The organism is Deinococcus depolymerans (assembly GCF_039522025.1).
GTDB classification, from domain to species: Bacteria; Deinococcota; Deinococci; order Deinococcales; family Deinococcaceae; genus Deinococcus; species Deinococcus depolymerans.
The window spans coordinates 71344-86354 of record NZ_BAAADB010000014.1 but is presented as its reverse complement, the minus strand read 5'-3'; the positions used below and the strand labels follow the sequence as shown (position 1 = coordinate 86354).

Annotated in this window: 12 protein-coding genes and 1 tRNA gene; 9 read left to right on the top strand and 4 right to left on the bottom strand. The window is 73.7% G+C overall.

Annotated features, from left to right (window positions below):
- Positions 1-143: 143 nt before the first annotated feature.
- Positions 144-1301, bottom strand: coding sequence for an FAD-dependent oxidoreductase (locus ABDZ66_RS09150; RefSeq protein WP_343758032.1), 1158 nt, complete (start codon positions 1299-1301; stop codon positions 144-146).
- Between the two features lie 139 nt (positions 1302-1440).
- Between ABDZ66_RS09150 and ABDZ66_RS09145 the strand changes: the two genes are divergently transcribed.
- Genes ABDZ66_RS09145 through ABDZ66_RS09135 form a run of 3 tightly spaced genes read left to right on the top strand, consistent with a single transcriptional unit; the run spans position 1441 to position 6634 of the window.
- Positions 1441-2712 (top strand): SpoIID/LytB domain-containing protein, encoded by a 1272-nt coding sequence (locus ABDZ66_RS09145; protein WP_343758030.1) that lies wholly within the window; start codon positions 1441-1443, stop codon positions 2710-2712.
- Complete coding sequence (locus ABDZ66_RS09140) at positions 2709-5501, top strand: LPS-assembly protein LptD (RefSeq protein WP_343758028.1); 2793 nt, start codon at positions 2709-2711, stop codon at positions 5499-5501. Before ABDZ66_RS09145 ends, ABDZ66_RS09140 begins: the two co-directional genes overlap by 4 nt.
- 35 nt (positions 5502-5536) lie before the next feature.
- Positions 5537-6634: a hypothetical protein gene (locus ABDZ66_RS09135; protein ID WP_343758026.1), complete on the top strand. Its 1098-nt coding sequence runs from the start codon at positions 5537-5539 to the stop codon at positions 6632-6634.
- Positions 6635-6645: 11 nt separating this feature from the next.
- Here ABDZ66_RS09135 and ABDZ66_RS09130 read toward each other — a convergent pair whose 3' ends face one another.
- On the bottom strand, positions 6646-7626 hold the full coding sequence (locus tag ABDZ66_RS09130; protein ID WP_343758024.1) for a serine hydrolase domain-containing protein: 981 nt from the start codon (positions 7624-7626) through the stop codon (positions 6646-6648).
- 120 nt (positions 7627-7746) lie between these two features.
- On the opposite strand from ABDZ66_RS09130, the gene ABDZ66_RS09125 reads away from it, so the two are divergent.
- The 5 genes from ABDZ66_RS09125 (at position 7747) to ABDZ66_RS09105 (ending at position 13028) form a co-directional block, all read left to right on the top strand.
- Positions 7747-8853, top strand: a complete 1107-nt coding sequence (locus ABDZ66_RS09125) for a GGDEF domain-containing protein (RefSeq protein ID WP_343758022.1) — start codon at positions 7747-7749, stop codon at positions 8851-8853.
- Positions 8854-8888: 35 nt separating this feature from the next.
- Positions 8889-8964: transfer RNA gene (locus ABDZ66_RS09120), tRNA-Asp, on the top strand.
- Between the two features lie 278 nt (positions 8965-9242).
- The gene (gene speA / locus ABDZ66_RS09115; protein ID WP_343758020.1) at positions 9243-11150 is read left to right on the top strand and encodes a biosynthetic arginine decarboxylase; all 1908 of its coding nucleotides are present in this window, start codon (positions 9243-9245) and stop codon (positions 11148-11150) included.
- Between the two features lie 141 nt (positions 11151-11291).
- Complete coding sequence (locus ABDZ66_RS09110) at positions 11292-12524, top strand: class I SAM-dependent RNA methyltransferase (RefSeq protein WP_343758018.1); 1233 nt, start codon at positions 11292-11294, stop codon at positions 12522-12524.
- Positions 12525-12617: 93 nt separating this feature from the next.
- The gene (locus ABDZ66_RS09105) at positions 12618-13028 is read left to right on the top strand and encodes a hypothetical protein (RefSeq protein ID WP_343758016.1); all 411 of its coding nucleotides are present in this window, start codon (positions 12618-12620) and stop codon (positions 13026-13028) included.
- Positions 13029-13046: 18 nt separating this feature from the next.
- On the opposite strand, the gene ABDZ66_RS09100 is transcribed toward ABDZ66_RS09105, so the two are convergent.
- On the bottom strand, positions 13047-13706 hold the full coding sequence (locus ABDZ66_RS09100; RefSeq protein ID WP_343758014.1) for a hypothetical protein: 660 nt from the start codon (positions 13704-13706) through the stop codon (positions 13047-13049).
- 99 nt (positions 13707-13805) lie between these two features.
- Positions 13806-14189, bottom strand: a complete 384-nt coding sequence (locus ABDZ66_RS09095; protein ID WP_343758012.1) for a 4'-phosphopantetheinyl transferase superfamily protein — start codon at positions 14187-14189, stop codon at positions 13806-13808.
- 49 nt (positions 14190-14238) lie between these two features.
- Between ABDZ66_RS09095 and ABDZ66_RS09090 the strand changes: the two genes are divergently transcribed.
- Positions 14239-14955, top strand: a complete 717-nt coding sequence (locus tag ABDZ66_RS09090) for a HepT-like ribonuclease domain-containing protein (RefSeq protein ID WP_343758010.1) — start codon at positions 14239-14241, stop codon at positions 14953-14955.
- Positions 14956-15011: the final 56 nt, after the last annotated feature.

The following is a 15011-nucleotide window of genomic DNA, read 5'->3' as shown; positions in this document are numbered from 1 at the left end:
CGGGCCGTCAGGCGTTCACCCCTGACCAGCCCGTAATTCGCGCCGCTCTCATGGCCGACAGCTTAGGTGCCAGGGGCGGCGGGCAGGTGGGGAAGGGGTAGACAACACGCGGGCCTTCCCTGTGCTTCCCCGCGCAGCCCGCCCTACCGCCCGGCCAGTTGCTGCGCGAGGGCCTGCGCGACCTGCGGCCCGAGGGTGTCGGCGTGTGGCCCGCCGAGCAGCAGCGTGACGTGCGGGTCCAGCGCCTCGAAGAGGGGCGCGTGCAACGGGTCGCCGTACGGCAGGGCCGTCCACGCGCCGGGAATGTCGGCCAGACTGCGGCCCAGGTGCAGCTGCGACGTCGCCAGGACCGGCAGGTCCTCCATGAGTGCCACGAGGTCCTCGAGGGTCTCGCGCCGCAGGCCGGTGGGCACGCCGGTCAGGTGCCCCCCGGTGGGCCGGTAGCCGTGCGGGTCGCGGTGATGCACGCGCGGATGCAGCGTGTACGCCCCGTGCCGGGGCACCAGCGTCAGGCCCGCGTGGTGCAGGGTGGGACTGTCCGGGCCGCTGGGAACGTTCAGGTGCGGGGACTGCCGGTAGGCGCGGCCGTGACGGGTGTGCACGCCGAGGTGCTGCTCGGCCAGCGCCGGCCCGGCGGCCCCGCCGGCGACAATGACGTGCCGGGCGCGCAGGAGGTGCGTCTCGTGCGTGACGACCTGATGGGTGTTCGTGACCGTCAACCGCTCGGCGCGCACGGCCCCGCCGGGCTGCGGAACCGCGCGGGTGTTCAGCAGCAGGTCCGCGCCGGCGCGCACGGCGGCCTGCGCGGCGTTCAGCGCGAGGGTGCCCGGGCGGTAGGTCAGGGCGTGCGGGTCGGTGGTGGCGTGCGGCAGCCGCGCCGGGTCGAGCAGCGCCAGGGTGTCCGGGTGGTCCCGCAGGGCGTCCCGGGTGGGCACGCTGCCGGGCGTGGCGTGGGCGTGCAGGCTCACGTGCAGGCGGGGGGTGGGCGCCCCGAAGGTTTCGATCAGGGCGCGGCTGGCCTGCGCGGCGGCGTGCCGGTCGGCCGGCAGGTGCGCGGTCGTCCACAGGCCGGGGGCGAGGATGGTGTCGCCGTCCTCGTTGGGCAGGCCGCCCTCCTCGATCAGCAGCAGGCGCGTGGCAGGCGCGTGGGCGGCCAGTGCGGCGGTCAGGACGCTGCCCATGCGCCCGGCCCCGATCACGATGAAATCGTGGTGCGTGCCGTCCGGGCGCGGCGCGGGAGGCGTGAAGGGCTGGCCGACGTGCGCCCAGGCGCGGCCGGAACGGGAGGAGGAGGCGGTCATGCCAGGCATGATCGCGCGGCGCGGATCGCCGCGGATGGGGAAACGTTACAGCGAACGCCAGCAGGGCCGGCCCCGGGGCGGCGTTTCTCACGGTCCTGTCAGTCGCCGGGGGAACGCGCTGGGTATACTGCTGCTGATCATGCGTTCATGCCTGCGTTCCGGCGCTCTCCTGCTTGCCGCGCTGCTGCTGGGACCGGGCAGCGCGTCCGCCCTGAATGTCCGGGTGCTCGTGGCGTCCGGACCGCAGCTGAGCGTGCGGGTGCCGTCCGCGCCGGCCCCGGCGACCGGCGTGACCGGCGCACTGACCGGCGGGACGGGCGCGCTGCCGGCCCCGGCGCTGCCCACGTCGGCATGGACGGTGGGCGTGACCGGAACGGGCGGGGCGGCGCAGCTGACCCTGAACGGCCAGCCGACCGGGAGCGCCACGCTGTACCTGCCGCCCGGCGCGGACCGCACGGTGGAGATCGCGGGCCGCACCTACCGCGGCGGCGTGCAGCTGCGCGCCGAGCAGGGCGGCGTGCAGGGCGTGAACGTCGTGGACATCGAGGACTACCTGCGGGCCGTGGTCCCGGCCGAGATGCCGGCGTCCTGGCCGGCGGCGGCCCTGCAGGCGCAGGCGGTGATCGCGCGGACGTACGTGTCGGCCCGCATCAACCCGGCCGCGCCGTACGACACCTGCGCCACCGAGAGCTGCCAGGTGTACCCGGGGCTGTCGGCCGAGAAGCCCGCGACCGACGCGGCCGTGACCGCCACGCGCACCCAGGTGGTCGCCTTCGGGTCCAGGGCGGCCAGCACGTACTTCAGCAGCGACTCCGGTGGGTTCACGGCGTCCAGCGCCGAGGTGTGGGGCCGCGACGTGCCGTACCTGACGGCCCGCCCGGATCCCTTCTCGGCCGGCAGTCCACGCGCGCGCTGGCAGGTGACGGTGCCGCTGGCGAAGGTGCAGGCGGTCGCCGCGCAGTACGGCGGGAAGACCGGGCCGCTGACCAGCGTGACCGTCACGCGCCTGAGCGAGTCGGGCCGTCCGGCCGAGATCCTGCTGGTGGGCGCGGCGGGCGCCCTGAAACTCAGCGGCGCGAACGCCGGGGGTTTCATCCGCTCGCTGGGTGCGTCCGGCACCCGCGTGACGCTGGCCGGCCTGAATCCCCTGGTCATCTCGGGCAGCGGGGCGGGGCACGGCGTGGGCCTGTCGCAGTACGGGGCGCTGGGACTGGCGCGCGCCGGGTACGACCACCTGCACGTGCTGGGCTTCTACTACCCGGGAACGGTGCTGGGTACGCTGAGCGCGCAGGCTGCGCCCACCCGGCCGGGCATCCCGGACCCGGCGCCGGCGCTGGCGCTGGGCCCGGCGCTGCCGCAACCGGCGTCCCTCGCTCCGCTGCTGGCCCGCGCCGGAACGGGCAGCGAATGAAGCGCCGCGCCCGGCCGCGCGACGGACGGCGGGACGCGCAGCGGCCCGGGGGGGGCCGGCGCGGCCTGCGGGCGGCGCTGCTGGGCCTGGGCCTGCTGGGCCTGGGGCTGCTGGACACCGCCGGGGCGCGCACGGTGCGGATCATCTCGGCCGACACGCTGGAACTGCGCCAGGTGGACGGCCAGGAACTCGTGATCATCACGGGCGGCAACGTGGAACTGCGCGTGGACGAGGACGTGGTGCGCGCGCAGCGGGTGGAGTTCAACCGCACGCGCCGCGTCCTGACGCTGGTCGGGGCCGCCAGTTACCGCAGCGCCAGGGACCGGCAGGACCTGCGCGGCGAGAACCTGGTCGTGGAACTCGGGCAGGAGCAGGTGACGGGCGAGGACGTGCTGATCAGCGACAGTCAGCTGGAAATCCGCGGACAGGAGGTCGAGCGCATTCCGGGGCAGCTGCGCGCCTCGGGCGGGTACTTCACGACCTGCGCCCGCTGCGGCCGCACCCCGAACGATTTCGCGTTCCGCGCCGAGCGGCTGATCGTGTACCCCGGCGACCGGCTGGTCGCGTACCGGGCGCAGCTGCTGCTGGCCGACGTGCCGGTGCTGTTCCTGCCGGTGCTGGTGCTGCCCCTGAACGACCGCGAGCGGCAACCACGCCTGGAGGTCGGGCGGGACACCGTGGACGGCTACACCGTGCAGGCCGACCTGCCGTTCAGCGTGGGCAGCAGCACCCTGGGCACCACGCTGCTGCGCTACTACCAGAACCGCGACCCCAGTGTGGGCCTGGGCGTGAGCCTGCGGTCGTTCGCGCCGCTGCCGCTCGTGGACCGCCTGAACCTGTACGCGCTGGCGAACCCCCGCCCGGTAGGCCGCAGCGGCTACGACCTGGACCTGGAATTCGGCGTGCGTGGCCGCCTGCCGCTGGTATCGGCGCTGCGCGACCTGGACTACACCCTGAACGTCAGCCGCAGCGAGGTCGGCCGCGGCGACAGCGACCCGCAGCGCGGCGTGACGAACGTCACCTTCGGCGCGAAGGCCGATTACCCGCTGTTCACGGCGGACTTCAACTACGTCAACCGCTTCGGCCCCGAACCCACCGCCCCCCTGGGCACCCCCCTGAAACTCCCGGAAGTCACGGTGGACCCCAAGGTGTACACGAGCGGGAACCTCAGCGCGGACGTGCGCGTGACCGCCGGGCGGTACACGGCGGCCAGCAACCCGCTCTCACGCAGCGCGTCGGCCCAGGGCCCGAACATCACCACCGAACGACTCGAGGAGCAGCACGACCTCGCGTACACTGCCCGCCCCTGGCAGGACGCGGACCTGAGCCTGAAGAACACCTTCACCGGCCGCTACTACGGCACGGGCGCCCGCACCGTGCAGCTGAACCTGGCCGCCACCCTCACGCAGCGCTTCAACACCACCAACACCCTGAGCGTCAGCGGCGCGTACAACCGCACCGAGGGCACCAGTCCCTTCGCCTTCGACGCGCTGGGCGGCCGCCTGCTGAGCGCCCCGCTGGGCGTGGCCCTGTCGGCCGTGCCGGCCCGCGACGTCACCTTCGGCGCGTCGTACAGCCGCGACCTGTTCCTGCCCCCCGAACAGCAGGGACCGCTGCAGCTGACCCTGGGCGTCAACCGCCTGCCGCTGACCCTGAGCGCCAGCAGCAGCGTGAACCTGTACACGCAGCAGCTGGAGAGCGCGGCGTTCACGGCGTCCCTCGGTGACCCGAACGCCGGGCAGGTCACGGTCACGCCCGCGCAGCCCGCCACGCCCACCACGCCCGCCCGTCCGGCCAGCCGGACCCGCAGCAGCGGCTGGCCCGCCCCGGACCTGGCCCTGAGCGCCTCGGGCAGTTATGCCCGCCTGACCGGTCCCGGCCCGCTCACGCTGCGCGCCACCGTGACCGGCGACGTGCGCACGAACACCTTCAGCACCTACCTGATCCACAACGTCCGCACGCCCGACGTGAACGAGATCGGCGTGTCCTACACCCTGGCCCGCACGCGCGACACCGTCCTGAACCCCGTCACCCTGAGCGGCAGCGAACGCCTGCTGCCCCCCACCGGGCAGCTGATCGGGGACGCCAGCCTCACGTGGCGCGGCGCGTACCGCCTGAGCACCGCGCACGCCCTCCTCCTGAACCGCCCCGCCAGTGCGCCGGACAGCGGCACCCTCACCTTCAGCGTGGGCACCGTGCAGGGCAGCGCCACGAACTGGAACGTCACGTACGGCGGCCCGTACGACCTGGTGCGCGGCGGCTTCACGCGCCCCGCCCTGAGCGGCAGCCTGAACGCCACCCGTCCGGGCCAGCGCCTCGCCCTGGGCGCCACCCTGAACACCCCGGGCCTGGACCAGCCGCGCACCGAACTGAGCCGCGCCAGCCTGGACGCCACCTGGCTGTTCGGAGAGCGGGCCGCGCTGGCCGGCCGGGCCGCGTACACCCGCACCCGCAGCGGCACCTTCCCCGACGACCACGCCACCGACACGCTGATCCTCGACCCCGTGCGGCTCAGCGTGGGCATCGGCCGCAGCGGGCAGGCGCCCGGCGCGTACCTGAGCGGCAGCCTGCGCCAGACCTTCACCTGGCTGGACGGCGTGCGGCAGAACCCCGCGCCGCTCTCCCCGGTGATCGGCCTGACCATCGACCGCTGCTGCTGGGCGCTGCAGGCCGAGGCGGACCTGGGCCTGCGCCGCTACCGCCTGGCGGTGGGCCTGCCGGGCCAGACCTTCTACCCGCTGTTCGACCTGACCGACGGCGGCGTCCGCGTGCCCCTGATCAACCCCTGACCCCTCCCCGCCCTGCCCGCCCGAGGTGCCCCACCATGCCCCAGCGTTCCGTGTTCCGTCCGTCTGCCCCGCGGCCCACCAGCGGGCTCCCGTTCCCGCGGCCCGCCGCCCTGCTCCTCACGGCCCTGCTGGGCGCCTGCACCGGCACCGAGGAAGTCAGTGCGCCCCTCACGCTGGCGGTCCTGAGCGACGGCGGCGCGGTCCTGCGCACCGTCACGCCCACCGACACGAACGGGACCGTCACCGCCCCGGAACGGGCGCGCGTGACCGTCGCGGGGGGCGTGAGCCTCGCCACGCCCGCCGGAGGCCGGCGCCTGCTGCTGACCCGGCGTGACGGCGTGGAAAGCCGCGCCCCGGACCTGAACGACCCGCGCCCCTACCCGGACCCCGCCTTCACGCCCCGCTGCGACCTGCGCTCCGCGCAGAACGCCGCCCGCGACCGCCTGCTGATCCTCAGCGACTGCGGCGGCGTGCAGAACCTCGCGCTGTACCAGAACGCCACGCCCGTCTGGACCGCCGCGCTGCCCACCGCGCTCGTCACCACCCCCGCCCCCGACGCGCCCCCCACCCGCCTCGCCGTGCAGGGCGACGTGGCCGTCGTCACCCGGCCCCGCCTGGGCGGCGGCAGCGAGGTCCTGCGGGCCGCGCCCGTCACCGCCGGTGACCCGGTCGCGCAGGTGAGTCTCCCGCAGGCCGCGCCGGCCATCCGCGACCTGGCGAACCTGGGCGGCACCCTGATCGCCGCGACCGACACCGGCGTCCAGAGCCTCACGCCCGCCGGCCTGCCCGACCCCACCACCACCCGCGCGGCCCTCGGGGCGGTCCGGTTCGACCGTCTGTGGACCGGCGGGGCCCTGCTCGCCGCGTGGCGTGACCCCGCCCTGGCCGGCACCGGCAGTGAACCGCTGCGCCTGTGGGACGGCCGCGCGACGACCGCCGCGACCGTCGAGAACGTCAGCGACCTGCGCGACCTGACTGTCACGCCCGACGGCTTCCTGTACACCCTGACCGGCAGCGCCCTGCGCCGGCACGACACCCTGCTCGGCCTGCAGAACGGCAATTGGCGCAGCGTCACGCTGCCCGTCGCCCTGAACGACGCCCGCAGCGTCAGCTGGATCGCGCCCACACCCTGAACCCGGCGCGGTCAGTCCAGCAGCTGCAGCAGCAGGCGCGTGACGGCCTCACGGCCCCCGAGCAGCGGCAGGCCGCCCCGGGCCAGGACGGCGACGGCCGCGCCCGTGCCGGCATGGAAGGCCAGCCCGGCGCGTGACTGGCGCGCCACCCCGTCATGCCAGCGCAGCGGTCCGCGCGCCAGCCACCCGGCCGTGACCGCCAGTCCCGCCGGCAGGCCCGGCGGGCGCTCCGCCGTGACCCAGTGGTCGCCCAGCCGCCCGTCCAGGTGCGCCTGCGCGAAGGTCAGCAGGGCCGGCGGGGTGGCGAACAGCCCGCCGGCCCCGGCCAGCGGCCCGAAGGCCGTGGCCTGCCCGGCCCCCGCGGCCGGGGCGGGCGGGTCCAGCGTCACGTGCAGGTTCAGCGGGCCGCTCACGTGGCGGCGCAGCGCGCGTCCGTACCCGGCGGCGCTGCAGGGCTCGCCGGCCGCCACGGCGCAGGCCAGCGCCAGCGCCCCCACCCCCAGGTTCGAGTACCGGAAACGGCCGGGCGGTCCGGCCCAGCGGCGCACGCTGCCCAGGACCGCGCGGGCGTCCATGCCGCCGTAAGGGTCGTGGAAGCGGGTCAGGACCGTCACGGCCGCCCGCGCCGGGTGCGTGGGCAGCCCGGCGGTGTGGGTCGCCAGCCGCCACGCGGTCACGTGGCGCGGCGCGGCCCGCAGGGGGCCGCCCAGCGCGGCCAGCGGGGCGTGCCAGTCCAGCTGCCCGGCCCGGACCAGCTCGGCCGCCAGCGCCGCCGTGAACGGCTTGCTGACACTGGCCAGTTCGAACAGGGCGTCCCGGGCGCCGCGCGGGTGGTCCAGCGCGGTCACCGCCTGCCGCCCGGCGCAGGCCGCGGCGACCACGCCGCCGCGCGGCAGCGCGGCCCGCAAGCGGGAACGCAGGGGGCCCAGGTCGCGGCCCAGGACGTCACCGAGTTCCCGCAGCGCGGCGTGGGTGGGGTCGCGGCGGAACATGTCCAGCAGCGTACCCCTCCGGGGGCGTGCCGCCGCGTCCGGCCCGCGCGGGCATGAAGGTGGCGGGGCCGGGGCCGGGTGTCAGAGTGCTGGCAGGCGCGCGCTCCTATGCTGGGGGCAGTGAAGGAGCGTGCCCCCATGCCCCCAGGGCCCACCAACCCGCCTGCCCCCCAGGACCCGCTGCCGGAACGTATCGGGCAACTGTACTTCCGGGTGGCGCTGCCGCTGGTGGGCGCGGTGCTGCTCACGGCCGTCCCGGACGCGCGGCCCGGCTCGCTGCGGGTCCTGCTGGTGCTGACGGCACTGACGCTGGTGACGGCGCTGCTGCACGCCCTGCTGCCGGTCCGCTGGCACGACCTGCTGCGGCGCACCTTCCCGGGCGTCACGGTCGCGTTCGTGCTGGGCGTGGCGTTGCTGTCCGGCCCGGGCGGGCTGCCCGGCGATCCGCAGCTGCTGACGCTGACGCTGCTGCTGACCCCTGCCACCGTTCTGGCCTGGACCCTGCTGTTCATGGACGAGCCCCGCACCGGCCGGCTGTACGGGCTGGTCCTGACCGGCAGCGCGGTCGCGCTGCTGTGGCGCTGGCAGCTGCGGGGCCTGCAGCCGCAGCTGACGACGCACACGCCGCTGCTGACGCTGATCGTCTGCCTCACGGTGGTGCTGTACGGGGTGGCGTTCGCGGACATCAACCGGCGCTACCGGGACGGCGAACGCGCCCTGCGCCGCGACACCCTGACCGGGCTGCTCAACCGCCGCGCCTTCGACGAGCAGGCCCGCGCGTCTGCCGTGGGCAGCTGGGCGCTGGCCCTGCTGGACGTCGACCACTTCAAGGGCGTGAACGACACGCATGGACACACCGCCGGGGACCGCGTGCTGCGGGCGGTGGCCGACGTGATCCTCGACGTGCTGGCCGGCCAGGGGCGCGCGTACCGCTGGGGCGGTGAGGAATTCGCGCTGCTGCTGCCGGGTCCGCCCGCTGCGGGCAGCGCGGACCTGACGGTGCGGGTCGCCGGTCTGATCGAGGACATCCGCGCGGAGGTCGCGCGCCGCACCTTCACGGGCGGGCAGCGCGTGACGCTCAGCGCCGGCCTGAGCCTCAGTCCGGCGGGCGAGCCACTCCAGGCCGCCTTCGAGCGGGCTGACGCCGCGCTGCGCCGCGCCAAGGCGGACGGCCGGGACCGGGTGGTGCTGGCCCCCGCGCCGCCCCGGCCCGCCCAGACCCCTTGACTTCTGCGGCTGCGGCCCGTAATCTCTGTTCCGCTGGTCCGGTAGTGTAGCGGTTAGCATATCTGCCTGTCACGCAGAAGGTCGCGGGTTCAAATCCCGTCCGGACCGCCAGTCAGAAGGGAGCGAGGTGAAAGCCTCCGCTCCCTTCTTCCATTGCTTCGCCCTGCGGCCACTCCCTGCGGCCACTGCCCGGCGCCCGCGCCGCCACCCCCTGCGAACAATGAAGTGGCAGGTGACATCCGGGCCACCGCCTTTGCCGTATCATGCGCCCGGTTTCGCACGGCGTCCGTGAGTGCCTTCCCGTCAGTGCCCGCCGCGGCGGGTTCCGGGCAGCGCAACTCCGAACCCCGCGCACGGCGAGCCTATCCCCACGGAGGAGGACGCCCTTCATGACGACACCCAGCAGTTTTTCCACCACCGACGCCGCCGAGCTGTACCAGGTCCCCAACTGGTCCGGCGGCTGGTTCCGCGTGTCCGACAAGGGTCAGGTTGAGGTCACGCCCAGCCCCGGCCTGCACGTGCCGCTGCGCTCCATCGTGGACGAGATCGTGGACCGCGGGGAGAGCCTGCCGGTCATCCTGCGCTTCCCGCAGGTCATCACGGGCCGCGTCAAGCACCTGAACGAGTCCTTCCAGTCCGCCATTCAGGAGTACGGCTACACCGGCCACTACCAGGGCGTGTTCCCGATCAAGGTCAACCAGCGCCGCGCGGTCGTCGAGGCCGTCGCGTCGGCCGGGTACGACTTCGCGCACGGCCTGGAGGCCGGGTCCAAGGCCGAACTGGCGCTGTGCCTCGCGCAGAAGATGCACCCCGACGCGCTGCTGTGCTGCAACGGCTTCAAGGACGACGGGTTCATCAAGCTGGCCCTGTGGGGCCGCACGCTCGGCAAGAACGTGGTCATCACCATCGAGAAGTTCAGTGAACTCGACCGGATCCTCAAGCAGGCCAAGGCGCTCGGCGTGCGCCCCGCCATGGGCGTGCGCTTCAAGCTGCACGCGCGCGGCTCGGGGCAGTGGGAGGAGAGCGGCGGCGACCAGGCGAAGTTCGGCCTGAACGCCTACGAACTGCTGCGCGTCGTCGAACGCCTGCGGGAAGAGGACATGCTCGACACGCTGGTCATGCTGCACACCCACATCGGGTCGCAGATCACCGACATCCGCCGCGTGAAGGTCGCGGTGCGCGAGGCCACCCAGACGTACGCCGGCCTGATCGCCGCCGGCGCGCAACTGAAGTACCTGAACGTGGGCGGCGGCCTGGGCGTCGACTACGACGGCTCCAAGACCACCTTCTACGCCAGCATGAACTACACCGTCCGCGAGTACGCCGCCGACATCGTGTACACCGTGCAGGAGGTCTGCAAGGCCAGAAGCGTGCCGGAACCCGTGATCGTCTCCGAGTCCGGCCGGGCCCTGACCGCGCACCACGCCGTGCTGATCCTGCCGGTCGTGGACGTCACCGGCCCCACCCGCGACCTCGAGGACCTCGCCCCGGCCGACGAGAACAGCCACCAGATCGTCAAGGACATGGAAGAGATCCTCGCGAACATCTCGGCGCGCAACTACCGCGAGTCGTACAACGACGCGGTCGGCGACAAGCAGACGCTGCACAACCTGTTCGACCTGGGCTACGTGACCCTGCCCGACCGGGCGCGCGGCGAGGCGCTGTTCAACGCCATCCTGCGCAAGATCGCCCGGCTCATCCAGAACGAGAAGTACGTCCCGGACGAACTCGAGGACCTGCAGAAAGTCCTGGCCGACAAGTACATCTGCAACTTCTCCCTGTTCCAGAGTCTGCCGGACAACTGGGCGATCCAGGCGCTCTTCCCGATCGTGCCGCTCGACCGCCTGAACGAGAAACCCACCCGGCAGGCGACCATCGTGGACATCACCTGCGACAGCGACGGCAAGATCGAGAAGTTCATCGACCTGCGCGACGTGAAGGCCACCCTGCCGCTGCACGAACCCGGCGACCGCCCCTACTACCTGGGCGTGTTCCTGATGGGCGCGTACCAGGACGTGCTGGGCAGCGCCCACAACCTGTTCGGCAAGGTCAGTGAGGCCCACGTGACGGTCCGCCCCGGCGGGAAGTACCACATCGACCTGTTCGTGCGCGGCCAGAAGGCGCGGCGCATGATCGAGTCCATGGGCTACGAGGAACCCATGCTGCGCGACGCCATCGAGGACCAGGCCGACGCCGCCATCAAACTCGGCACCCTGACCGGCGAGCAGGAACACGAACTGCTCGAAGATTACGGCGAGGAACTGCTCGGCTACACGTACCTCGAATACGAGAACTGAACTGCACGCCAGTTCTGTGCGGCGCGGCGGCCTCCGGGGGGATTCCCCTGGGGCTGCCGCGCCACGTCGGCAGGGGCCGCGCGGGGCGCAACGTGAGCTGGGGGCAGCGGCGCAGCGGCCGGACGCGCTACCCTGTACGTTATGTCGGACGCTTTACTTACGCTGGAAATCGAGAAACTTGTTGCGGGGGGGCTGGGGCTCGCCCGGGACGAGTCCGGCGTGGTGCTGGTCCGTGGGGCGCTGCCCGGCGAGCAGGTCACCGCGCGGGTCAGGGCCGGGAAGGGCGTGCGCCAGGGCCAGACGGTCGAGGTGCTGCGCCGCAGTCCCGTCCGCGTGGACGGCCCGGACCTGCCCACCGCCGACCTGGCGCACGCCACCTACGAGGCGCAGCTGGACTTCAAACGCGCCTTCGTGCAGGAGGCCTTGAGCCGCATCGCCAAGGTGCAGCACGGCGTGTCACCCACCGTGCCCAGCCCCGAGGCCTGGGGGTACCGCAACACCGCGCAGTACCTCGTGACGCCCGGCGGCCTCGCCTACCGCGAGCGGCGCGGCAGCGAACCGCTGGTCGTGCGCAGGGACCCGCTGGTCATGCCGCAGATCCAGGCCGTCATGGACCGCATCGATCCCACGCTGCTGGACCCCGCCACCGAGGTCGCGTTCCGCGCCAGCCGCCTGACCGGCGAGGTCGTCGCCGCCGTGATCGGCGCCGGTGAGACCCGCCAGTACCTGCGCGCCAGCGATCACCTGATGGAAGCCGGCGTGGTGGGCGTGTCGCTGGCGCAGCCCGCCGGGAAGCGCTTCAGCGCCGGCGTGCGCCTGATCGCCGGGGAGAGCGAGATCCGCGAGCAGTTCGGGCAGGTGCAGGTCAGCGTGTCCGCCACGGGCTTCGCGCAGGTGAACCCGCAGGCCGCCGGACTGGCCTACGAGCGGGCCGCCGAACTGGCCGGCAAGGGCGAGCACGCCGTGGACCTGTACGGCGGGGCCGGCGCGATCGGCCGTCACCTCGCCCCGAACTTCCGGCGCGTGACCGTGCTGGACGCCGCGCCGGAGGCGCTCGCCCGTGGCCGTCAGGACGTGGCGGTCAGCGGCGAGAGCAACGTCACGTTCCGCAGTGGCGACGCCGCCCGCTTCAGCGAACTCGGCACCGACGTGATCGTCGTGGACCCGCCCCGCGCCGGGCTGGAGGAGGGCGCGCGCGAGCACATCAACGCCAGCACCGCCGACCGCCTCGTGTACGTCTCCTGCGACCCGGCCACGTGGGCGCGTGACGTGGGCGACCTCGTGCGGCGCGGCTGGAAGCTCGCGGACGTCATCCCGCACGACTTCTACCCGCAGACCAGTCACGTGGAGATCGTCAGCGTCCTGAACCGCTGAACCGGACGGTCGAGCGGCCCGGGGCCTTCATGAAGGGCCTCATGAGGGCCGGCGCTTGCCAGCGGTGTGGTCGGGTGCGCTAACCTGCCCCGCGTGATCCGGCGTGCCCTTCTGCTCCTCCTGCTCGCGCCGCTGCTCGGCGGCTGCCAGGACCGCGAGGCCCGCGCGCAGAACGCCGACCTGACCCGCCGGGTCGAGGCGCTCGAACGGCAGCTGAGCGCCGTGCAGGCCACCCAGCAGAGCGGCCTGCCGACCGACGCGGGCCGCGTGACCGCCCGCGCCGCCGCGCAGAACTGCGCGAACAGCCTGACCCGCACGCTGGAAACCTACCGGCAGAACAGCCTGGACCGCCGCTACCCGGCGCCCGCGCAGCTGGAAGTGCCGGACGCCTGCGTCGACCAGCGCGTGAACTGGCTGACCCGCAGCGCCGACGCCTACACCTTCACCGTCACGGACGCCGCGGGCCGTGAACTGGCCCGCCAGGGCAGCCAGGACGGCCCCTGAACCGGCTGCTGGCCGCGCTCACGGGAACGGGGGGCGCTGCCACGCGACCTGATCGTCGCTGCGGTCCTCCTGCAGGGTGATGCCGAAGGTCGTCACCTGCGGGCCGGTGAAGCCGATCACGACCGCCCAGACCAGCGCCGGGGCCTTCTCGAAGGTGGCGCTGCGCACGTACACGCTCTCGCGGCCGCGCGTGAAGGTCCGTTCCTGCAGCACCTGCCGTTCCGGGCCGTACTGCGCCAGACCGTCGCGACGGAAGGCGCGGAAGGCCTCCAGCGTGCCCCACTGCGCCCGCACGTCCGGCGAGAACAGCGCCCACAGTCCATCCAGCCGCACCGCGTAGAAATCCAGCAGCAGGGTCCGGCCGGGCGTCACGCTGGTCGCCTGAACGGGGCGGGGCTGGGCGGGCGCGGGGAACGCCGCGGCGCCCGCCCTGGCGGGGGAGACCTTCGGGCCGCTGCCCAGCGCCAGGGCCGGCGTGAGCAGCAGCGCGGCCACGACCACCTGCACCCGGACCGTGAGGGGGACACCCCGGGGCCGCCAGCGTGCGAGCGGACTGGGCCGCCGGGTGGGGGCCGGCGCGGCGGGTGGCGTCACCGCCCGGTACGGACCCCCCGTGCCGCCGGTCCCTCCGGAACGGGCCGGGGTGTCAACGAACCGGACGGCATCCATGGCGTTCATGCCCCAGCGTATGCCCGGGCCGGCCCGCGCGGGTGTCAGCGGCACGACGATTCGCGGGTCCGCCTGCCGGACCGTGAAGGAACGCTCAGGCCCGGCCGCTCAGCGCTCCTCGAGAATCACGACGGCCGAGGCGTGCTCGCGGGTGTGCGTGAGGGTCAGGTGCGCCGTCCAGCCCTGCTCGCGCATGTGCTGCTCGATGTGCGGCGCGAACGCCAGGTGCGGCCGCGCGAACGGAAAGGGACCGCCGGGCGTGGGCGTGCGCTCCACCCACACGTCCCGCCAGCCGTGCGGGCGCGGCCAGACCTTCTGGAAGGCTTCCTTGGCCGCGAAACGCGCCGCGAGGCTGGGGACCGGGTCGCTCAGGCGCGCGCAGTACGCGAGTTCGCTGGGCGCGAAGAGCTTCTCGGCCCGCCGGCCCTCGCGTTCCAGCATGCGCCGGATGCGGTCGATCTCGATCAGGTCGTGGCCCACGGCGATAATCACCCGTTCAGGATACGGCCCGCCCCGCCGTGAGGGCCGTATCCTGAACGGAATGAACGCTGCCCAGCCGCTCTTTCCGGATGTTCGCCTCGAGACGGTCGCGGGTCGCCTGCGGGAGGTTCAGGCGCAGTGGGCGGCGCTGGGGGTCACGCGCGTGCGGGTGTTCGGGTCGGTCGCGCGGGGCGAGGCGGGCGAGGCCAGCGACATCGACCTGCTGATCGACTTCGCGCCCACACAGGCGCGGGGCCTGCTGGACCTGATGCGGGCGCGGGAGGTGTTCGAGCGGGCGCTGGGCCGCCGGGTGGACGTGGTGACGGAAGGGGCCCTGCGCGCCCCGCTGCGCGCCGAGATCCTGGCGGACGCGGTGGACGTGCTGAGCGTCCCGGACAACCTGCCGTCCTCGCACCGCGACAAGCGCTGGCGCTGGCGGGTGTTCGATCTGCTCGGCGTGCTGGACCGGGTGGTGGCCTTCACGGACGGCCTGACCCTGGCGACCTTCGAGCGGGACGAACTGGTGCAGGAGGCCGTGCTGCACGGGCTGGCGCGGCTGGGCGAGACCACGAAGTTCATTCCCCAGTCGGTGCAGGACACGCACCCGGAACTGCCCTGGACGCTGCTGCGCGACGTGCGGAACCTGGTGTCGCACGATTACTTCGGGATCGAGGTGCGGCTGGTCTGGCACACGGCCCGCGTGGACCTCCCGGCCCTGCGGCCGGCCCTGCAACGTCTGGCCGACGCCGCGACCATGTCGGTGGCTGCCGGGCACTAGAGCCGTTCCGGGCACTGGAGCCGTTGCCGTGAAGCGGCAGGCTGTCTGGCCGGGCG

Bases quoted from the DNA above. Each gene is read 5' to 3' on its own strand.
- ABDZ66_RS09100 (WP_343758014.1), bottom strand. From the start codon at position 13,706: ATGAACGCCATGGATGCCGTCCGGTTCGTTGACACCCCGGCCCGTTCC.
- ABDZ66_RS09110 (WP_343758018.1), top strand. From the start codon at position 11,292: ATGTCGGACGCTTTACTTACGCTGGAAATCGAGAAACTTGTTGCGGGG.
- ABDZ66_RS09140 (WP_343758028.1), top strand. From the start codon at position 2,709: ATGAAGCGCCGCGCCCGGCCGCGCGACGGACGGCGGGACGCGCAGCGG.
- ABDZ66_RS09130 (WP_343758024.1), bottom strand. From the start codon at position 7,626: ATGTTCCGCCGCGACCCCACCCACGCCGCGCTGCGGGAACTCGGTGAC.
- ABDZ66_RS09150 (WP_343758032.1), bottom strand. From the start codon at position 1,301: ATGACCGCCTCCTCCTCCCGTTCCGGCCGCGCCTGGGCGCACGTCGGC.
- ABDZ66_RS09145 (WP_343758030.1), top strand. From the start codon at position 1,441: ATGCGTTCATGCCTGCGTTCCGGCGCTCTCCTGCTTGCCGCGCTGCTG.
- speA (WP_343758020.1), top strand. From the start codon at position 9,243: ATGACGACACCCAGCAGTTTTTCCACCACCGACGCCGCCGAGCTGTAC.
- ABDZ66_RS09135 (WP_343758026.1), top strand. From the start codon at position 5,537: ATGCCCCAGCGTTCCGTGTTCCGTCCGTCTGCCCCGCGGCCCACCAGC.
- ABDZ66_RS09090 (WP_343758010.1), top strand. From the start codon at position 14,239: ATGAACGCTGCCCAGCCGCTCTTTCCGGATGTTCGCCTCGAGACGGTC.